The sequence below is a fragment of the Weissella uvarum genome (assembly GCF_016908785.1).
Lineage (GTDB): Bacteria > Bacillota > Bacilli > Lactobacillales > Lactobacillaceae > Weissella > Weissella uvarum.
In genome coordinates, this window is the sequence record NZ_JAFBEO010000002.1 from 96,353 (window position 1) to 112,019 (window position 15,667).

General features: G+C 38.7%; 17 protein-coding genes and 1 riboswitch. All 17 genes read right to left on the minus strand.

Annotated features, from left to right (window positions below; translation table 11 throughout):
• Window positions 1–127 precede the first annotated feature (127 nt).
• On the minus strand, window positions 128–754 hold the full coding sequence (locus JOC36_RS03000; protein ID WP_205145027.1) for an aggregation-promoting factor C-terminal-like domain-containing protein: 627 nt from the start codon (window positions 752–754) through the stop codon (window positions 128–130).
• A gap of 315 nt (window positions 755–1,069) precedes the next feature.
• A complete protein-coding gene (locus JOC36_RS03005; protein ID WP_205145028.1) occupies window positions 1,070–1,792 on the minus strand; it encodes a LysM peptidoglycan-binding domain-containing protein in 723 nt (240 codons plus the stop codon).
• 751 nt (window positions 1,793–2,543) lie between these two features.
• Entirely contained in the window at window positions 2,544–2,819 is a 276-nt protein-coding gene (locus JOC36_RS03010) for an HU family DNA-binding protein (RefSeq protein ID WP_057744095.1), read from the minus strand.
• 212 nt (window positions 2,820–3,031) lie between these two features.
• Window positions 3,032–4,342 (minus strand): ribosome biogenesis GTPase Der, encoded by a 1,311-nt coding sequence (gene der, locus JOC36_RS03015; protein WP_205145029.1) that lies wholly within the window; start codon window positions 4,340–4,342, stop codon window positions 3,032–3,034.
• A gap of 131 nt (window positions 4,343–4,473) precedes the next feature.
• Window positions 4,474–5,730 (minus strand): 30S ribosomal protein S1, encoded by a 1,257-nt coding sequence (gene rpsA / locus JOC36_RS03020; RefSeq protein WP_205145030.1) that lies wholly within the window; start codon window positions 5,728–5,730, stop codon window positions 4,474–4,476.
• Between the two features lie 97 nt (window positions 5,731–5,827).
• Window positions 5,828–6,505: a (d)CMP kinase gene (gene cmk / locus JOC36_RS03025; protein ID WP_205145031.1), complete on the minus strand. Its 678-nt coding sequence runs from the start codon at window positions 6,503–6,505 to the stop codon at window positions 5,828–5,830.
• A gap of 111 nt (window positions 6,506–6,616) precedes the next feature.
• A complete protein-coding gene (locus JOC36_RS03030) occupies window positions 6,617–7,240 on the minus strand; it encodes a LysM peptidoglycan-binding domain-containing protein (RefSeq protein ID WP_205145032.1) in 624 nt (207 codons plus the stop codon).
• A gap of 86 nt (window positions 7,241–7,326) precedes the next feature.
• Window positions 7,327–8,763 carry a RecQ family ATP-dependent DNA helicase gene (locus JOC36_RS03035; protein WP_205145033.1) on the minus strand — a complete coding sequence of 479 codons (1,437 nt, stop codon included), beginning with the start codon at window positions 8,761–8,763 and terminating at the stop codon, window positions 7,327–7,329.
• Complete coding sequence (locus JOC36_RS08840; protein WP_205145034.1) at window positions 8,750–9,814, minus strand: helix-turn-helix domain-containing protein; 1,065 nt, start codon at window positions 9,812–9,814, stop codon at window positions 8,750–8,752. The genes JOC36_RS03035 and JOC36_RS08840 overlap by 14 nt, the downstream gene beginning before the upstream one ends.
• Window positions 9,815–9,834: 20 nt before the next feature.
• Window positions 9,835–10,413: an ECF transporter S component gene (locus tag JOC36_RS03045; RefSeq protein WP_205145035.1), complete on the minus strand. Its 579-nt coding sequence runs from the start codon at window positions 10,411–10,413 to the stop codon at window positions 9,835–9,837.
• 78 nt (window positions 10,414–10,491) lie between these two features.
• A riboswitch (FMN riboswitch) is annotated at window positions 10,492–10,631 on the minus strand.
• A gap of 172 nt (window positions 10,632–10,803) precedes the next feature.
• Window positions 10,804–12,447, minus strand: a complete 1,644-nt coding sequence (locus JOC36_RS03050) for a DUF2971 domain-containing protein (RefSeq protein ID WP_205145036.1) — start codon at window positions 12,445–12,447, stop codon at window positions 10,804–10,806.
• A gap of 145 nt (window positions 12,448–12,592) precedes the next feature.
• Window positions 12,593–12,736, minus strand: a complete 144-nt coding sequence (locus tag JOC36_RS03055; RefSeq protein ID WP_205145037.1) for a hypothetical protein — start codon at window positions 12,734–12,736, stop codon at window positions 12,593–12,595.
• Window positions 12,737–12,769: 33 nt separating this feature from the next.
• Window positions 12,770–13,015, minus strand: coding sequence for a hypothetical protein (locus tag JOC36_RS03060; protein WP_205145038.1), 246 nt, complete (start codon window positions 13,013–13,015; stop codon window positions 12,770–12,772).
• A gap of 122 nt (window positions 13,016–13,137) precedes the next feature.
• On the minus strand, window positions 13,138–13,908 hold the full coding sequence (locus JOC36_RS03065) for a pseudouridine synthase (protein ID WP_205145039.1): 771 nt from the start codon (window positions 13,906–13,908) through the stop codon (window positions 13,138–13,140).
• Between the two features lie 2 nt (window positions 13,909–13,910).
• Window positions 13,911–14,531, minus strand: a complete 621-nt coding sequence (scpB, locus tag JOC36_RS03070; protein ID WP_205145040.1) for an SMC-Scp complex subunit ScpB — start codon at window positions 14,529–14,531, stop codon at window positions 13,911–13,913.
• Window positions 14,532–14,535: 4 nt separating this feature from the next.
• On the minus strand, window positions 14,536–15,297 hold the full coding sequence (locus JOC36_RS03075; RefSeq protein ID WP_205145041.1) for a segregation/condensation protein A: 762 nt from the start codon (window positions 15,295–15,297) through the stop codon (window positions 14,536–14,538).
• Complete coding sequence (locus tag JOC36_RS03080; RefSeq protein ID WP_205145042.1) at window positions 15,290–15,664, minus strand: reductase; 375 nt, start codon at window positions 15,662–15,664, stop codon at window positions 15,290–15,292. Before JOC36_RS03080 ends, JOC36_RS03075 begins: the two co-directional genes overlap by 8 nt.
• Window positions 15,665–15,667: the final 3 nt, after the last annotated feature.

Genomic DNA, 15,667 nt, shown 5'->3' on the forward strand with positions numbered 1-15,667 from the left:
CAAATCTGTTTACATACTATCTTACCTTAATCTAAACTAAAATAACAAGCATGGTTCTGACCAGCTTTTGACATAAAAAAAGGCAATCCAGCTCACACTGAATTGCCTTTCGAGTATAAATTTTATCTTACCACCAACCGTTAGCTTGACGGAAGGCAACGGCATTTTCAACTGAACCATAGCGTGATGAGGCATAGTTAAGCATACCCTTAGTTTGTTGCGCAACTGATCCAGTTCCCCATGCTTCCTTAGTTTGACCTAAGCCACGGTAACCGTTAGATGAAACCGCATTAGGGTTTCCACCTGATTCTGGACGAACGATAGCATCCCACAATGCAGGAGTTCCACCATTTGCGATGAATTGTTCGTAAGTTGAACCTGAAGCAGCAGGTGCAGCTGTTGCTTGAGCAACTGGCTTAGCTTGTTGAGCAGGTGCAACCGCAGTAGTTTCTTCCTTTACAGGAGCTGAAACAGTAGCTTGTTGTTGAACAGGAGCAACTTGTTGTACAGGTGCTTGTTGGGCTGCAACAGCAGTTCCTTCAGTTTCAAGCGTTTCACCAGCAAAAATCAAGTCAGGGTTAGTAATCTTGTTAATAGCGGCCAAATTATCAGTTGTTGTTCCATAAGTTTGAGCAATTTCAGCAAGTGTATCACCTGACTTAATTGTAACTGTATCAGCAGAAGCAGCTCCAGTTGCTCCCAATACTCCAGCTGCAGTGGCACTTGTCAAAACGACGGCTTTTTTAACATCCATGATTAACTCTCTCCTTGAATCCTACTTTTAATTTTTTTACTTTTAATTTTTATATAATGTTTTATCAACAGTGATAACTATAACGCTTTTATGCTGTTTGTATGTATCAACACACTTAAGGTTATGTTACAAGTGTTTCAAAAAGCAAACGTTATGATTATATTAAACTGCTTAAGATATTGATATATAAGCATTTATAGCCTGTTACATTTTTTGAAATATAAGGTCCATTTTTCTAATTTTTTTAGAAAAAAGTTCAAAAAAAGACTTTACTGATTACTCGGTAAAGTCTTTTCCAATCGTTTAAATTAAATCTTACCACCAACCGTTAGCTTGACGGAAGGCAACGGCATTTGAAACTGAACCGTAACGTGAGTTAGCGTAGTTAACCATACCTTGTGTTTGTTGAGCAACTGATCCAGTTCCCCAGCTTTCCTTAGTTTGGCCTAATCCACGGTATCCATTAGCTGATACGGCGTTAGCATTTCCACCTGATTCAGGCATCACAACAGCTTGCCACAAAGCGGCTGATCCACCGTTAGCAATGAATTGGGCGTAAGTTGAACCACCAGCGTTTGTTGCTTGCGCTGTGTTAGTAGTTGTTTGTTGCGTTGAAGCAGCTTGTTGCTGAGCTGGTGCAGCCGCTGTAGTGGTTTGGGCTGCTTGTTGCTTTGGTGCTGTAGCAACAGTTTGTGTAGCTTGTTGCTTAGGAGCAGCCACTTGAGCTGTTTGCGTAGCTTGTTGCTTTGATGCAGCTTGCGTTGCAACTTGTTGAGTAGCAGCAGGCGCAGCGGCAACAGTTGTTGTAGCTTGGGCTGAACCTTCGGTTTCAAGTGTTTCACCAGCATAAATGATGTCTGGGTTTTCAATGTTATTAATTTCAGCCAACTTATCAGCTGTCGTGTTGTAGTTTTGTGCGATAGATGCAAGAGTATCACCTGACTTGATTGTTACTTGATCAGCAGATGCAATTCCAGTTGCACCCAAAAGCCCGGCGGCAGTTGCAGTTGTCATTAAGATAGCTTGTTTAATATTCATGTGAATTAATACCCCTTTTGAATTCGTTTTTTGTTTAATGTTTAATTTATCGTTTTATGTCGTTGCTTTATCAACAATGAATACTATACGGGAATCTCCCCACTTAAACATAACAAGGCAATAACGCTTTATGACATTCTTTACAACAACATGACTGTTAAACGTTTTAAATTCGATTCATCACTGCCATAGAGCCATCTATATTGTCATAAAAATACTGATTTTTTTTGAAAAAAATGCGATATTTTGCAATTTATTTTAAAAATTGTGAGTATTTACGTGTTTTTAGCCTTTCATTTCAAAATAAGACAAAGCTAAAAGTAAATAAAATGCATTTTATACAACTTATGGATGACACTTTTGAACAAAGTGTTCAAAAATTATGAATTTCAAGCTTAATTAACCTCTTTTTTGCACTAATTTAGGCCATGTCGGCTTTCCAGACCATAAAATTGCTTGATTCTACCCATAAAAAGACGGAAAAATTCCATATATATGCAAAATTGGGCCTGTTAGTTAATAAATAACGCACACCGGTTTAAAATCACAGTGTTCTGGATGAGTGATGCTTTAATACGATTACACAAATATCACCAATGCAAACTTTAACCCTTATTGCATACAACGTAGCTAACTGAATTTATTCATAAAAAAGAGCTAATCCAAATTGGATTAGCTCTCTTTTGTTATTAAAAGACAAAATAGTCTCTAAATTATACCGATTAAATAATTAACCACTTATCGGTCAAAATTACTTAACAGCATCCTTCAAAGCCTTACCAGGCTTGAATGCAGGAATCTTTGATGCTGGAATTTCGATTTCTTCCTTAGTTTGTGGGTTACGGCCCTTACGTGCGGCACGTGAACGAACTTCGAAGTTACCAAATCCAATCAATTGAACCTTTTCACCCTTTGCCAAAGTGTCTTGGATTGATGAGAATACGGCGTCAACTGCAGCAGTTGCGTCCTTCTTTGTCAAACCAGTTGCTGTTGCAACATCGTTTACCAATTCTTGCTTGTTAGCCATGAGAATCTTCCTCCTGCGTAATCACTATACTGTATGGTTTAAAATCAAAAATATGCGAAACATATTTCAATTTCGATATTTAGGATAGCATAACTAAAACAGATAAACAAGATTTTTTAGCCGAAAACGTTGATATAACAGCTTTTTTAAAGATTTTGCTGAAATAACAAACTCTTTTTCTAAAAAAATGTCAAGACTTAGTTATAATATTCCTATTTTCTAGCCCGCTTAATCAGATGAATTGGTGTCCCTGTAAAGTCAAAGGCTTTACGAATTTGGTTCTCCAAGAAACGTTCATAAGAAAAATGCATAAGCTCTGGATCATTCACGAAAACCACAAATGTTGGTGGTTGAATGGCCACTTGTGTTGCATAGTAAACACGTAGCCGCTTCCCATGCACCGTTGGAGTTGGATTAAGGGCCAAAGCATCCATAATCACTTCATTCAATGTTGCAGACTGGATACGACGCTTATGGTTTTCATCAACTTGCTTGATTAAATCAGGCAACTTGTTTAAGCGTTGCTTCGTTTTAGCAGAAACAAACACAATTGGTGCATATGAAAGATATTGGAATTCATTGCGGATATGTTGTTCAAAATCACGCATCGTATCCGTTGTCTTGTCTAGCGTATCCCATTTATTAACAACGATAATGATTGCTCGTCCCGCTTCGTGCGCATAACCAGCAACGTGCTTATCTTGTTCACGAATACCTTCTTCAGCATTCAAAACCATCAACACGACGTTGGAATCATCAATGGCCCGCATGGCCCGCATAACAGAATACTTTTCAGTATTTTCGTAAACTTTACCCCGCTTTCGAATCCCGGCCGTATCGACCATCACAAATTCATCACCATCTGGTGTTGTAAAACGTGTATCGACAGCATCACGAGTTGTCCCAGCCACATCAGACACAATCACACGGTCCTCACCAAGCAAAGCATTGACGATTGAAGACTTACCGACATTAGGCCGTCCAATCAAAGAGAAACGGATTGCATCGTCATCATCTTCAGCTTCAACATCAGGAAATTCACTAACGATCTTATCTAGCAAATCACCAACACCCGTTCGGTGAGTTCCTGAAATTGGATATGGATCGCCAAAGCCAAGCGCATAGAAATCATAAATTTCAGCACGTTTTTCCGGATTATCAACTTTGTTTACTGCTAAAATAACGGGCTTGTCTGTTCGATAAAGGATCTTAGCGACATTTTCATCAGCTTCCGTTAAACCTTCCTTGGCTGAAACCATGAAAACAATCACATCAGCTTCATCAATTGCAATTTCAGCTTGTTGTTTGATTTGAGACATAAATGGCTCATCGCTCATCTCAATTCCGCCAGTGTCAATTAGACGGAATTCCTGGGTTAGCCATTCAGCACGTGTATAAATACGATCACGTGTTACCCCAGGGGTATCTTCAACGATTGAAATTCGATCGCCAGCCATTTCATTAAAGATGGTTGATTTTCCCACATTGGGGCGACCAACAATCGCTACTACTGGTAGTGCCATAGTTACTACCTCCTTGAAACTTCATTATTAATTGTAATATTACTATATTTTACGGGATTTGTCCCCTAAATAAAATTAAGCGTGCGTCAGGCTACCCCAACACACGCTTAAATTTAGTTCTTATTCAAAAATTAGTTAAAATCCTTGAAAATATCAGCAAAGGCATCACCCAAAGTTGCATTACCTTCTTCTTCAGAAGTTGAGTAATTCTTTGGTGCACGGTCTTGACGTGGACGACGTGCTTGACGACGTGGACGGTCACCACCATTGTTGTTTGATGATGAACGCTTTGTCTCTTCTTCACCTTCAGGAGCATCTTCCAAAGCCTTGATTGACAATGACAAGCGTTGCTTTTCAGGATTTACATCCAAAACCTTCACTTGAACCTTGTCGCCAGCCTTCAAAACATCAGCTGGGTTATCGATGTGCTTGTGTGAGATTTGTGAAACGTGAACCAAACCTTCAACACCTGGGAATACTTCCACAAAGGCACCAAAGTCAACAACACGCTTAACAGTTCCTTCTAGCACAGCACCAACTGGAGCCTTTTCTTCAATGTCATCCCAAGGACCTGGTTCAGTTGCCTTGATTGACAATGAAATACGCTCACGTTCTGGGTCCAATCCCAAAACCTTAACCTTAACATCTTGACCAACAGACAAAACATCTGAAGGTTGAGAAACGCGATCATGTGAGATTTCAGATACATGAACCAATCCATCAACACCGCCAAGGTCGATGAAGGCACCAAAGTTGGTCATACGAGCAACCTTACCTTCAACTTCATCACCAACTGACAAGTCTTCGAAGACATGCTTCAAAGCTTCTTCACGTTCAGCGTTCAATACGTCACGACGTGACAAAATCAAACGACTTTCGGCTGGGTCGATTTCAATAATCTTTGCGCGGATAGTTTGACCCTTATATTGGTTCAAATCTTGCACAAAACGGTTTTCGATCATTGAAGCAGGTACGAATCCACGTACACCATCAACATCGACAACCAAACCACCCTTAACAACTTGTGTTACTGGTGCTTCAACAATATCACCCTCGTTATACTTGCTTGCGACTTCCTCCCAAGCACGACGAGCTTCAAGGCGACGCTTTGACAATAGGTATGATCCACCTTCTTTGTCTGAACCGATAGTTGATACGACTACCAAATCCAAAACATCACCAACCTTAACAAGATCATTAACGTCAGCATCACGGTCAGAAGATAGCTCACGCATTGGGATTACTCCTTCAACACCGGCACCTTCAATACCTACAATCACTTGACGATTATCATCAATTGCTAAGACTTCACCCTTAACGACATCGCCCACTTTAACTTCGGCTACGCTATCAAGAGCTGCCAATAGCTCGTTGTTCTCTTCGTTCATTACAATATATCCTCCTGGTCACACGACTCTAAGCGTTATTATACAATACCACTAAATAAATGGCTAGCCCTTATCATGTTTATTTTATATAAATTATTTAATTTAATTTCTGAGCAATAATTTCTTTGGCCTTATCCACAACTTGTTCAATTGATAACCCAGTTGTATCAAGTTCAACCGCATCAGACGCCTTTTTCAAAGGTGAAATTTCACGGTGTGAATCCAAATAGTCTCGCTCTTCAATTGCCTTTTTTAAATCAGCCAAACTGGTTTGTGTATCAATCCCCTTGGCTTGGTTTTCACGGTAACGACGTTCAGCTCGTTCTTGAACTGATGCAATTAAGAAAATCTTGACTGCTGCATCTGGCAATACAGTTGTTCCGATATCACGTCCGTCCATTACAACCCCGTTGTCTTTGGCAATCTGACGTTGTAATTGCGTCATTGCTTCACGTACTTGGGCATAAGCAGCAACCTGTGAAACATTTTTAGCAACACGATCGGTCCGAATTGCCTCAGTGACATCATTGTCATTTAAAAAGACTTGTTGCTCTGATGCACCAGGCTTAAAGGTAATCTTTAATTCGGGCAACAACTTCGTAACCGCTTGTTCATCAGCTGGATCAATACCCGCTTCCAACACGGCTAATGTGACACAACGGTACATCGCACCGGTATCAACGTAAACAAAGCTTAAATCGTTCGCTAAAATCTTGGCAATGGTTGATTTACCAGCTGAAGCTGGCCCATCAATCGCAATTTGAATTGATTTCATTCTGACATCCTTAAATATTTTATTTATCTCTACATTTTACGCTATTCAGCAGGTAATGTGAATGTCAATACAGAAAAAACCATCAGAATTCTGATGGTTTTGTAATAATCATTATTTAACGCGCAAACGTTGTCCGGCATGTACAGCACTAAGATCAACCCCTGGGTTTAATTCTTGTAGCTTAGATTGTGAAATACCAGCGTTTGTCGCAACACGGAAGGCACCTTGTCCAGCTGCAACAGTTGTATACTGCTTATCACCTTGTGAAGACTGACTAGATGCACGTTGCGAACTTGCTTGACTAGCTTGTTGCGCCTTTGAACTAGCTGCAGCCGCTTTGGCACTACTCTCAGATGCAGCTTTAGCAGCCGCTTTTGATGAAGCTTCAGCTGATTTCTTTGAGGCCTGTGCCTTTGACTCCGAAGCAGCCTTTACAGACTTAGACTTTGAGGCTGCCTTTGATGAGGCTTGCTTTGATTTTGATGAATCAGTAATCTTCGTACTTGATGTAGAAGCTGATGACCATGTTTGTTCGGCATTGGTAGGCTTATTCAAAGTTTGTAGGTATTCATAAATTGGCACAAAAGACAATCCAATCACTACAGCGACAAGAACACCAATCGTCCAACTAACGCGTTGCGTCTTCTTACGATGTTCCGTTCGTGAATATTGGTCCGGTTGGTCTTCTTTAAAAGACTCGCCCCATGGCTCCGGTTTTTTATCTTGATCGGTCATGTCAGCCCTCCTAATCTCAAATTTACTAAGGGTTATCGTACACCAAAAAAATCATTGATGCCATCCTTGTTGCACTTTCTTAACTTTCATTTAAACAGTTGCTTTAAAATATCAGGCCAATGTTGTGCTGGCAACGAATTTTTAGCTGCTAACTGCGCGGGTAAGCCCACTACATTCAAATTAAATGCTGCCGGTCCCACTGATTCGAAGTCCAAAGAAGTCGGTGCATCATCAAAATATTGCAAGAGATAATTACGCAAGTCTTCCGGCTGTCTAGCGTAGTTCACCATACTTTGCAACGCTTGACTGCGAACAATTCGTCTTTCTTTAAACAAGGATTGCATTTGCTCAAGGCCTAAATGCTTGGCGATATAATAATCAATCAAACGTGCTCGCTCTACCCCGATAGAGGCCGCATCAATTTGCTTATCCATATATTGCGCTAACATTGTATCAGTTGGCAAAGAAGCATCTAATAAGTGATATTGAATCCGCTCATCACCTGGGACGTACAATAATACTGCCAAAGCCGCTTGGTTATCGCGACCGGCCCGGCCAATTTCTTGCATATAACTAGCCAGATCTTGACTGAGGTGGTAATGAATAATAAAGCGAATATCATCCTTATCAATCCCCATCCCAAAAGCAGAGGTTGCTACGATGACATCCAAATCATTTTGCATAAATTGCTGTTGTAGACGATAACGCGCCACATTATCCAAACCACCATGGTAGGCTGCGACATGCCGTCCTGTCGTCTGTTTCAATTGTTCCGCCAGTGTATTGGCTAACTTTCGACTCGAAACATAGACAATTCCAGCACCAGGGATTTGTTTGACTAAGGTCGTTAAGCGGTCATCCTTATCCGCATTTGTATCTAAAACTTCATTGTGCAAATAAATGTTTGGTCGATCAACAGATTGGGCATACACATACCATTGTTCCATTGGGACATTAAACCTTTGCATTAAATCAGCTTGCATTGCTTTGGTGGCCGTTGCCGTCAATAAAAGCAATGGTGGAAAGCCTAACTGTTCATGAATTAATGGCAAATCTAAATAATCTGGTCGAAAATCAGGCCCCCAACTCAGAATCGTATGCGCTTCATCAATCACAAATGTATTAATATTGATATTCGCAAAGGCCTTTAAGACCGCTTCTTGATTCAACATCTCCGGTGAAATCAAGACAAAACGATAATTGTTTAAATGATGTAAGACAGAATATTTCTCTTGAGCATCCATCAATGAGCTTAAGGCAATGACTGACTTTTCTCCCATGTAATTAAAGCGCGACACTTGGTCCTGCATCAGCGATAGTAAAGGTGTCACAATGACCACTGTGCCTGGACGTAAATATCCCATCATTTGATAAATCAAACTTTTCCCACCGCCGGTCGGTAGCATTCCCAAGGCATTTTTATTTTCAAGAAGGGCTGAGATAATTTCAGCTTGGCCTGGTCGAAAATCATCGAACCCAAACTTTTCTTTCAACACTGCGTGCATTTTTTCATGCTTGTTCATGCGCTTGCTCCTGCTTTGTCTGCCAAATTTCATAAAGTCTGAACAGAAAAAATTCTGTAATATCATCCGACGTACGCACCATATTAAAACGCCATTGGTCAATGTCTGCATCTGTTAAATGTTGAGCTAGATAATCAGTTACCGCGGGCGTCAAATATGAATCATATGGGAATTCAGCAAATGGCAACCAAATTGCAGCCGTTAACAAATGCTCTTGAACGGTTCCCAACTTCAGTTTGCGGTGTTGGGCAATTTCAGGTAATGTTTGGCCGGCTTTGGCCGCTTCATAACTTGCTTTAATACTATCTGACAAATACGAACGCGGTCCGACCAATTGATATAGTTGCGCCATTGGATGTTGGCCATGTAAATTTTCTTCAATGTAGCTAATCAATTGTGTATATAAATCGAGCTGCCAAAGATAAAAATCAAAATCAGTCCACTGTGGATTCATTTGTAACTGATCAAAATTCAAACCAGTTAAGCCATGGCCAATCCATGTTTGAGCTAAATGATCAGCATCTACTGCTGGTAGCGTTTCTAAGAAGCCAACTAGCCCCTCACGCCAATCATCAATTAATTGTTTTTTATCCTGCTGGCGAAACCAGCTTTTAATGAGCTGACGTTCTTTTAAGCTAACTTGAATTGGATAATAATGCTGATTCCGATAAGCGTATTCAGAAACAATCTGATTGGCTAGCAAGAATAGTGGCATAAAACTAGCTGTTTGCTTTAAATATCGGTCAGCTGGTTGTTTAAGTTGATAGTGTTGAGCTTGATAAGCAACTTTAGCCCGACGCCCTTTCTCCGTTAAGGCATATAGCCCAGGTTCAGTTTTATAAAGTAAACGTTCTTTCAATAAATCCGCCACCACTTTTTCAAAGTCGGGTTTATTCATTTTGGGCAGTAGCCCTAACCAATCTAATAGTTGGTAACGTAAACCCCAGTATTCAGTTGAACCGGTTGTTTTTTGGCTTAGGATTGCGAAAATGACGTGGCTCCGCCGCGGTTGTTTTTCTGAAAAAAATGTTAACAAAAATGTTGAATCCACGGCGTTCTCCTTTTAGTTAATTATAGTTGACGCATTAAACGAACAAATACATTTTTAAATGGTAAGAGAATTAATCCACTCACCAAGGTGAGCAAAATTCCTTCCACTAAGTTAAATGGTAACACCATATAAAGCAAATATACTTTTGTCCCAATGGTCTTGGCAATATCAAAGTTCGCAAAACGTGCATATAGTGGGATTCCATAAACCAAATTCATGATTACCATGGCGATGGTTAGCATGATGGTCCCAATCACACCACCCAATAATAGCCGGCGCCAATTCCATTGTTTACCTTTTTGCATCCCATAGTAAAGTCCGATTAGCAATACGGCTAACCCAACCATATTCATTGGTAATCCAATATAATCATTTACACCTGCACCATCCAAAAGTAACTTAAGCAAAGAGCGTAGGATCAGCACCATAAAACCAGCGCGTAGATCTAATAGGATGGCTCCTATGAAGATCGGCACAAATGAAAAGTCCATTTTTAGGAAGGTTGCACCTGGAATTAATGGGATTTGTCCCACGAGCATTAATAGAAATGAAATTGCCGCCAATAAGGCGATGACACTTAAGCGTTGTGTTTCACGCATTTGTATTCTCCCTTATAAACAAAAAAGCTTCTTTAGGTTTCAGGGCAACCTAAAGAAGACAGTTTTAGCTTATCTGTAAAATATCTTCTGCCTACCAGACTATACTGTCGGTTATGGATTCTCACCATATCAATCAAATCATCATCGATTTGAGTCGCGGACTTACATCTAAGATGCTCACCACCGGTCGGGAATTTCACCCTGCCCTGAAGAAATTATTCAATTTATTTTAGTTTAGACTTTCAGCTTATCATTTGTCAATAAAAGCATCACCTAACTTGTATACTAATACCTTAACTAGCAATTTGTTACTTCCATAATTGCAGTTTTAAAATAGCGCACGAATTATCATTTTTTCATCAGCAATAACATCTTCTAATATTAATTAGTTTACCTAAAGTTGATTTCAGACAAGCTAATCTTTGTTTCAGGACTTAGCATTTTAATGTATTCGCCTAGGTAATTAACATTTTGCGTGTTATTTGGTCCTAATAGAATTTTACTATATGATATCTGCAAATCTTTTAAATATGTGTATATCATATATTTATCATCGTTTGGCTGTACCATTTTTTGGATACTATTTGTTTCTGCTTTTATAATGCGATATTCGTTTTCATAGTTATACTCATACGACTTAAATAAAAATGCAAGCTTATCAAAATAGTGAAAAAATTGATTGGGAGTAACATCCTCTAAGCCTTCTTTTTCTCCAAAAGTATCATTCGATTCTTTTAAAGCTGACTCAGTTTTACTTATTAAATCATTAAGCATCTCTTCAATTGATTCAGGCTCATTTTCACCGTGCTTCTTTCTATCTTCTTTATAAACTTTATAATTTTCCAAACCAGGAACACTAATTTTGAACGGAGCTTCCTCTGAAACTCCAATTTTAATATAACAAACATGATATAGATACTTTTGAACTTCCCGGATATAATCTTCTGAAAAAACTGCACATATACCTCGCGCATTATCCCCATATTGTTGCCACATCGGCAATTCGTCCGTATTCGAAGTTAATGAAGCCAAAAAGTTGTCTGTACCTTTATAATCACTAGCATCTAGATGCAATTTTAAAAATGAAAGCAGTATCTTTCCTTCCATAGGATCGTTTAATTGGTTTCCATTCGTAAGTCTCAAAAAATTTTGTGGATCACCATCGATAGTCCGGGGTAACACATATTGCAAAGTTGAATTCGACGTATACTGACCTAATGCTGGTAATTCAACTTCGTCATTAATTTTTAATGCATCTTCAAGTTTGGAAATCGATCTCAATAAGGCAATATTTGCGTCACCATAAATTTTTGCATATTCACTTTTAATACTGTCATCTGTATACAACTGATCAAAAATAGAACGTAGTCCATCCCATGTGTTTTTATCATTTTTTGTAGGCTTTTTACTATTTGTAATCTTCTGTATTTGTGATGTGCTAGAACGCATAAAATCTATGAAAAATGTTCTAGCTCCGCTATGATCTTTTAGTAAATTTATAAAATTTTTAGTGAACGTATCATCTGCCAATTTTTCTAATAAATATTTATCTTTAGTTACTTTATTGAATAAGTTAAATAATTCAACATCTCCACCTACATTATATTTAAACTTCGCAAATTTCTCACCTGTCCCATATCTAAATAAACCATTTACATATTCCCTGTCATTAAAATTAACTTTTTCAATCAGTTCTTTATATGTATTTTTGAAATTAAGGTCATTTAATTTAGTAAAAAGGGCATTGAATTCATCTTCTTCTAAGTGATTAGCACAAAAATAATATAGGTCCAATTCTCCTACACCAAATAAATCTATATTTTCTATTTCATCGCTTTCTTTCTCACAAAAATTATATTGGACGTAACTCTTATTAGAGTCTAATCCTAATATCTTATAATCAAATTTCCCTTTATTTTTATCTATTTCAACAAAAATATGATAAGAAAGATACATACCATAATCATTCCAGCCATCACTTTCTATTTTTACATGTTTGGTCACTTGTTCGGTTACTTCTTTTCTCTTTCCCATAACAATCCTCAATAGATAAAAATTCGCACACTATGAATCAGTTAACTGAATCTTTAGGCGCTCCAACTCTTAAAGCATTACTTATTACTCTATACGCACACCAATTCTAAAAAATGTAAATCTATAAAACTAATTCGATTAACTACTAAAAAACCTGATAGCCGATATACACTGAGAAACCCAATAAACCAAAACCAATCAGCAAAACCAAGAATAAATAAATTTTCTGCATTTTAGAACGCTTAGGTTTATGTTGGTTACTACGGGTCTGTCCTTCTTTTTCCTGCATAATCTGTACCCCATCATTAAATTTTCGCTACTATTAATTTCTCATCACTGGATTATTACTAAATACAATCGGATCATTAATACCTTCAATTTGATTCCAATTTGCAAAAGCAATAATCATAAAGCAATAGCCCACAAAAAGCACGACAAAAATCATTGAAGATCGTAAATCATGATGTCTAATTGCAGAAATTATGTATGCACCCAAAATGATGACCACAATAATATTAAAAGCAATGAGGAAATGTAAGGTGTCTACACCCGTTTCAAATACTTTCATTTTTGTTATCCTTCAATCCATACATCGTAATTGGTGTACCTATTTATTTAAAATATGTTCTATCATTATCTTATATTAAAAACAAAAAAACTGCTAGTTTTACTAGCAGTTTTTCGCATCTTTTATAGTCGTCCAGCAGAACGACGATATTGTTTACCTTGTTTCAAGGCCTTCACTTCATCATATGTTAATTCGCGATATTCACCTGGTGCCAAGTTAGCAACATCCAACATCCCATATTGTTCACGCGTCAACTTTAAGACTGGATGTCCCACAGCCTTAAGCATTTCCTTGACCTGATGATAACGGCCCTCATGAATGGTTAAACGCACAATCGCAGTTTGCTTTTCCTTATCAACACTTTCAATTTCAGCTTTCGCTGGTGCTGCATGATAAGTTTTATGGCGCTTATTCTCGATAGTATGAACGGTCACACCCAAACGCAATACCTTCAAATCATCATTGCTAGGAATACCTTTAACTTTAGCCACGTAAACTTTATCAATATTAAATTTTGGATGCATCAATTGATTGGCCAATGCACCATCATTAGTTAATAGCAATGCTCCGGTTGTATCATAATCCAAACGGCCAACTGGATAAACACGTTGTGGCACATCAGATAAGATATCCAAAACTGTTGCTCGATTTTTATCATCTGAGGCAGCGGTAATTACTTCTCGAGGCTTATTCAACAAGAAATAAACTAATTTTTCATTGCCTTCAATTGGTTCTCCATTCACTTCCACATGATCATGTGGTTCAACTTTAGTACCCAATTCTGTGACTTTTTTACCATTAACCGTCACGTGACCATCGGCAATCAACTTTTCTGAGGCGCGTCGTGATGCAACCCCCGCTTGGGCCATCACTTTCTGTAAACGTTCTGCCATCTTTATTCTTTCTCACTTTCATCAATCAAATCAGTCGCAAAGGCTGAGGGATGCTCTTCAAACAAAGGCACTTCTTCTGGAACAGCTTCACTACTCTGTAAATTCTGCAAAGTTTGCGCAGTTCCCAAATCAGGTAGATCCGTAATCTGATCTAATCCAAAATAATCAAGAAAATAATCGGTTGTGCCGTATAAATTAGGCCGACCCACTTCATCCGAACGTCCTTGTACGCTAATTAAGTTTCGTAATACTAATTTTTGTAACATCGCGTGTGACTTCACACCACGAATTTCATCGACTGCAATTCGAGTAATCGGCTGCTGATATGCCACGATTGCCAAGACCTCTAACGCTGATTGCGATAAATTCGAAGTAATTGGCGCCGTAAAATAATTGTGAATAATTGTGGCTAAAGCCGCCTTGGTAACCAATTGATATTGATCACCATGTTTAACTAACATCAAACTTGACTCATCATCATGCTCATATTTCTCTTGTAACTTCTGCAGCGTGGCTAACACTGTATCAGCTGACAACTCAGTTGCTGCCGTCATTTCAGATAACTTAATGCCTTCATCCCCTGAAACAAATAATAAGGCTTCAATTTGTGCTTCGTTAGACATACTCTTACTCGCTTAATTCCTGTTTTTCTAAAATAATTTCATCAAAGTTGGCATCCTGCTGCACCGCTAACTGTTGATGCCGGACTAGCTCCAAAACACCCAAGAAAGTCACGATGACATCTGCTTTTGTTTGATGCTCCGCAAATAATGCTTCAAAAGTTAACCGCGGAGTTGTCGCAAATTGATCCATAATATGCGTCATTTTGTGCTCAATCGAAGGCCGCGCTGGTGCCAACGATCGCATTTTTTGCTTATCAACCTGCAACTGACGACGATCTAATAATTTTGCAAAGGCTTGTTGCAAATCGGCAATTTGGAGCCCCACTGGAGTTGGAATGGGTGTTTGTTCATCAGCTAAAGGATCCACCGTTTCCGGAGCCCGTGAAAATTGTAATTGCCGATCTTCTTCCATTTCACGTAATTGCGTTGCTGCGGCTTGATACTGTTGATATTCCAACAACTGTTGCATTAAATCGGCCTTTGGATCTGGTTCATCGACCACATTCGCTAAATCATCATCGACCGGATCCATCGTTGGTAACAAATCATTGGACTTAATTGCCATTAGGTTCGCCGCCATCACCAAGAAATCACCCGCAATGTCCAAATTGCGTTCCTCAGCTTGATGAATAAATTCAAGATACTGTTGCGTGATTTCAACAATCTGGATATCAAAAATATCCATCTCATTCACTCGAATCAGGTGCAACAACAAATCTAATGGGCCGTCAAAATCTTCCAAATGATAATTTAAGGTCTCACTCAATGTGCCCAGCCTCCCGCCAGTCATTAATAATGTGTTGGGTTTTAACCGTTCCCATAATCGTCTTTTTTGGATACTGCACACTTAAAGCATCTAAAATAGCTTGACGCAAATCCAAACGTTCCTTGGGAGTCACTTCAACACTAAAAATCAATTGATGCACAACAATCGCATCATACAAATACTCAAGACCTAAAAAGGCAATATAGTGCCGGCTTGCGGTATCTTGCCACAAAAGTAATTGGCGGTTAGCATCATTTTGATACCAATCAATTTCACGTTGGGCGGCCGAAATGTCCTTATACTCCGGTAAATAAGATAAAAAGCCCATGGCAATTTTAAGCTGATCTTCTCTTACTGTAATTAACATCGG

What these genes read in the sequence shown, in the direction of transcription:
- JOC36_RS03035 (WP_205145033.1), bottom strand. Translation starts at nt 8,763, where the DNA reads ATGAACAAGCATGAAAAAATGCACGCAGTGTTGAAAGAAAAGTTTGGG.
- JOC36_RS03030 (WP_205145032.1), bottom strand. Translation starts at nt 7,240, where the DNA reads ATGACCGATCAAGATAAAAAACCGGAGCCATGGGGCGAGTCTTTTAAA.
- der (WP_205145029.1), bottom strand. Translation starts at nt 4,342, where the DNA reads ATGGCACTACCAGTAGTAGCGATTGTTGGTCGCCCCAATGTGGGAAAA.
- rpsA (WP_205145030.1), bottom strand. Translation starts at nt 5,730, where the DNA reads ATGAACGAAGAGAACAACGAGCTATTGGCAGCTCTTGATAGCGTAGCC.
- JOC36_RS03050 (WP_205145036.1), bottom strand. Translation starts at nt 12,447, where the DNA reads ATGGGAAAGAGAAAAGAAGTAACCGAACAAGTGACCAAACATGTAAAA.
- JOC36_RS03080 (WP_205145042.1), bottom strand. Translation starts at nt 15,664, where the DNA reads ATGTTAATTACAGTAAGAGAAGATCAGCTTAAAATTGCCATGGGCTTT.
- JOC36_RS03045 (WP_205145035.1), bottom strand. Translation starts at nt 10,413, where the DNA reads ATGCGTGAAACACAACGCTTAAGTGTCATCGCCTTATTGGCGGCAATT.
- scpB (WP_205145040.1), bottom strand. Translation starts at nt 14,531, where the DNA reads ATGTCTAACGAAGCACAAATTGAAGCCTTATTATTTGTTTCAGGGGAT.
- JOC36_RS03065 (WP_205145039.1), bottom strand. Translation starts at nt 13,908, where the DNA reads ATGGCAGAACGTTTACAGAAAGTGATGGCCCAAGCGGGGGTTGCATCA.
- JOC36_RS03005 (WP_205145028.1), bottom strand. Translation starts at nt 1,792, where the DNA reads ATGAATATTAAACAAGCTATCTTAATGACAACTGCAACTGCCGCCGGG.
- JOC36_RS03010 (WP_057744095.1), bottom strand. Translation starts at nt 2,819, where the DNA reads ATGGCTAACAAGCAAGAATTGGTAAACGATGTTGCAACAGCAACTGGT.
- JOC36_RS03055 (WP_205145037.1), bottom strand. Translation starts at nt 12,736, where the DNA reads ATGCAGGAAAAAGAAGGACAGACCCGTAGTAACCAACATAAACCTAAG.
- JOC36_RS03000 (WP_205145027.1), bottom strand. Translation starts at nt 754, where the DNA reads ATGGATGTTAAAAAAGCCGTCGTTTTGACAAGTGCCACTGCAGCTGGA.
- JOC36_RS03060 (WP_205145038.1), bottom strand. Translation starts at nt 13,015, where the DNA reads ATGAAAGTATTTGAAACGGGTGTAGACACCTTACATTTCCTCATTGCT.
- cmk (WP_205145031.1), bottom strand. Translation starts at nt 6,505, where the DNA reads ATGAAATCAATTCAAATTGCGATTGATGGGCCAGCTTCAGCTGGTAAA.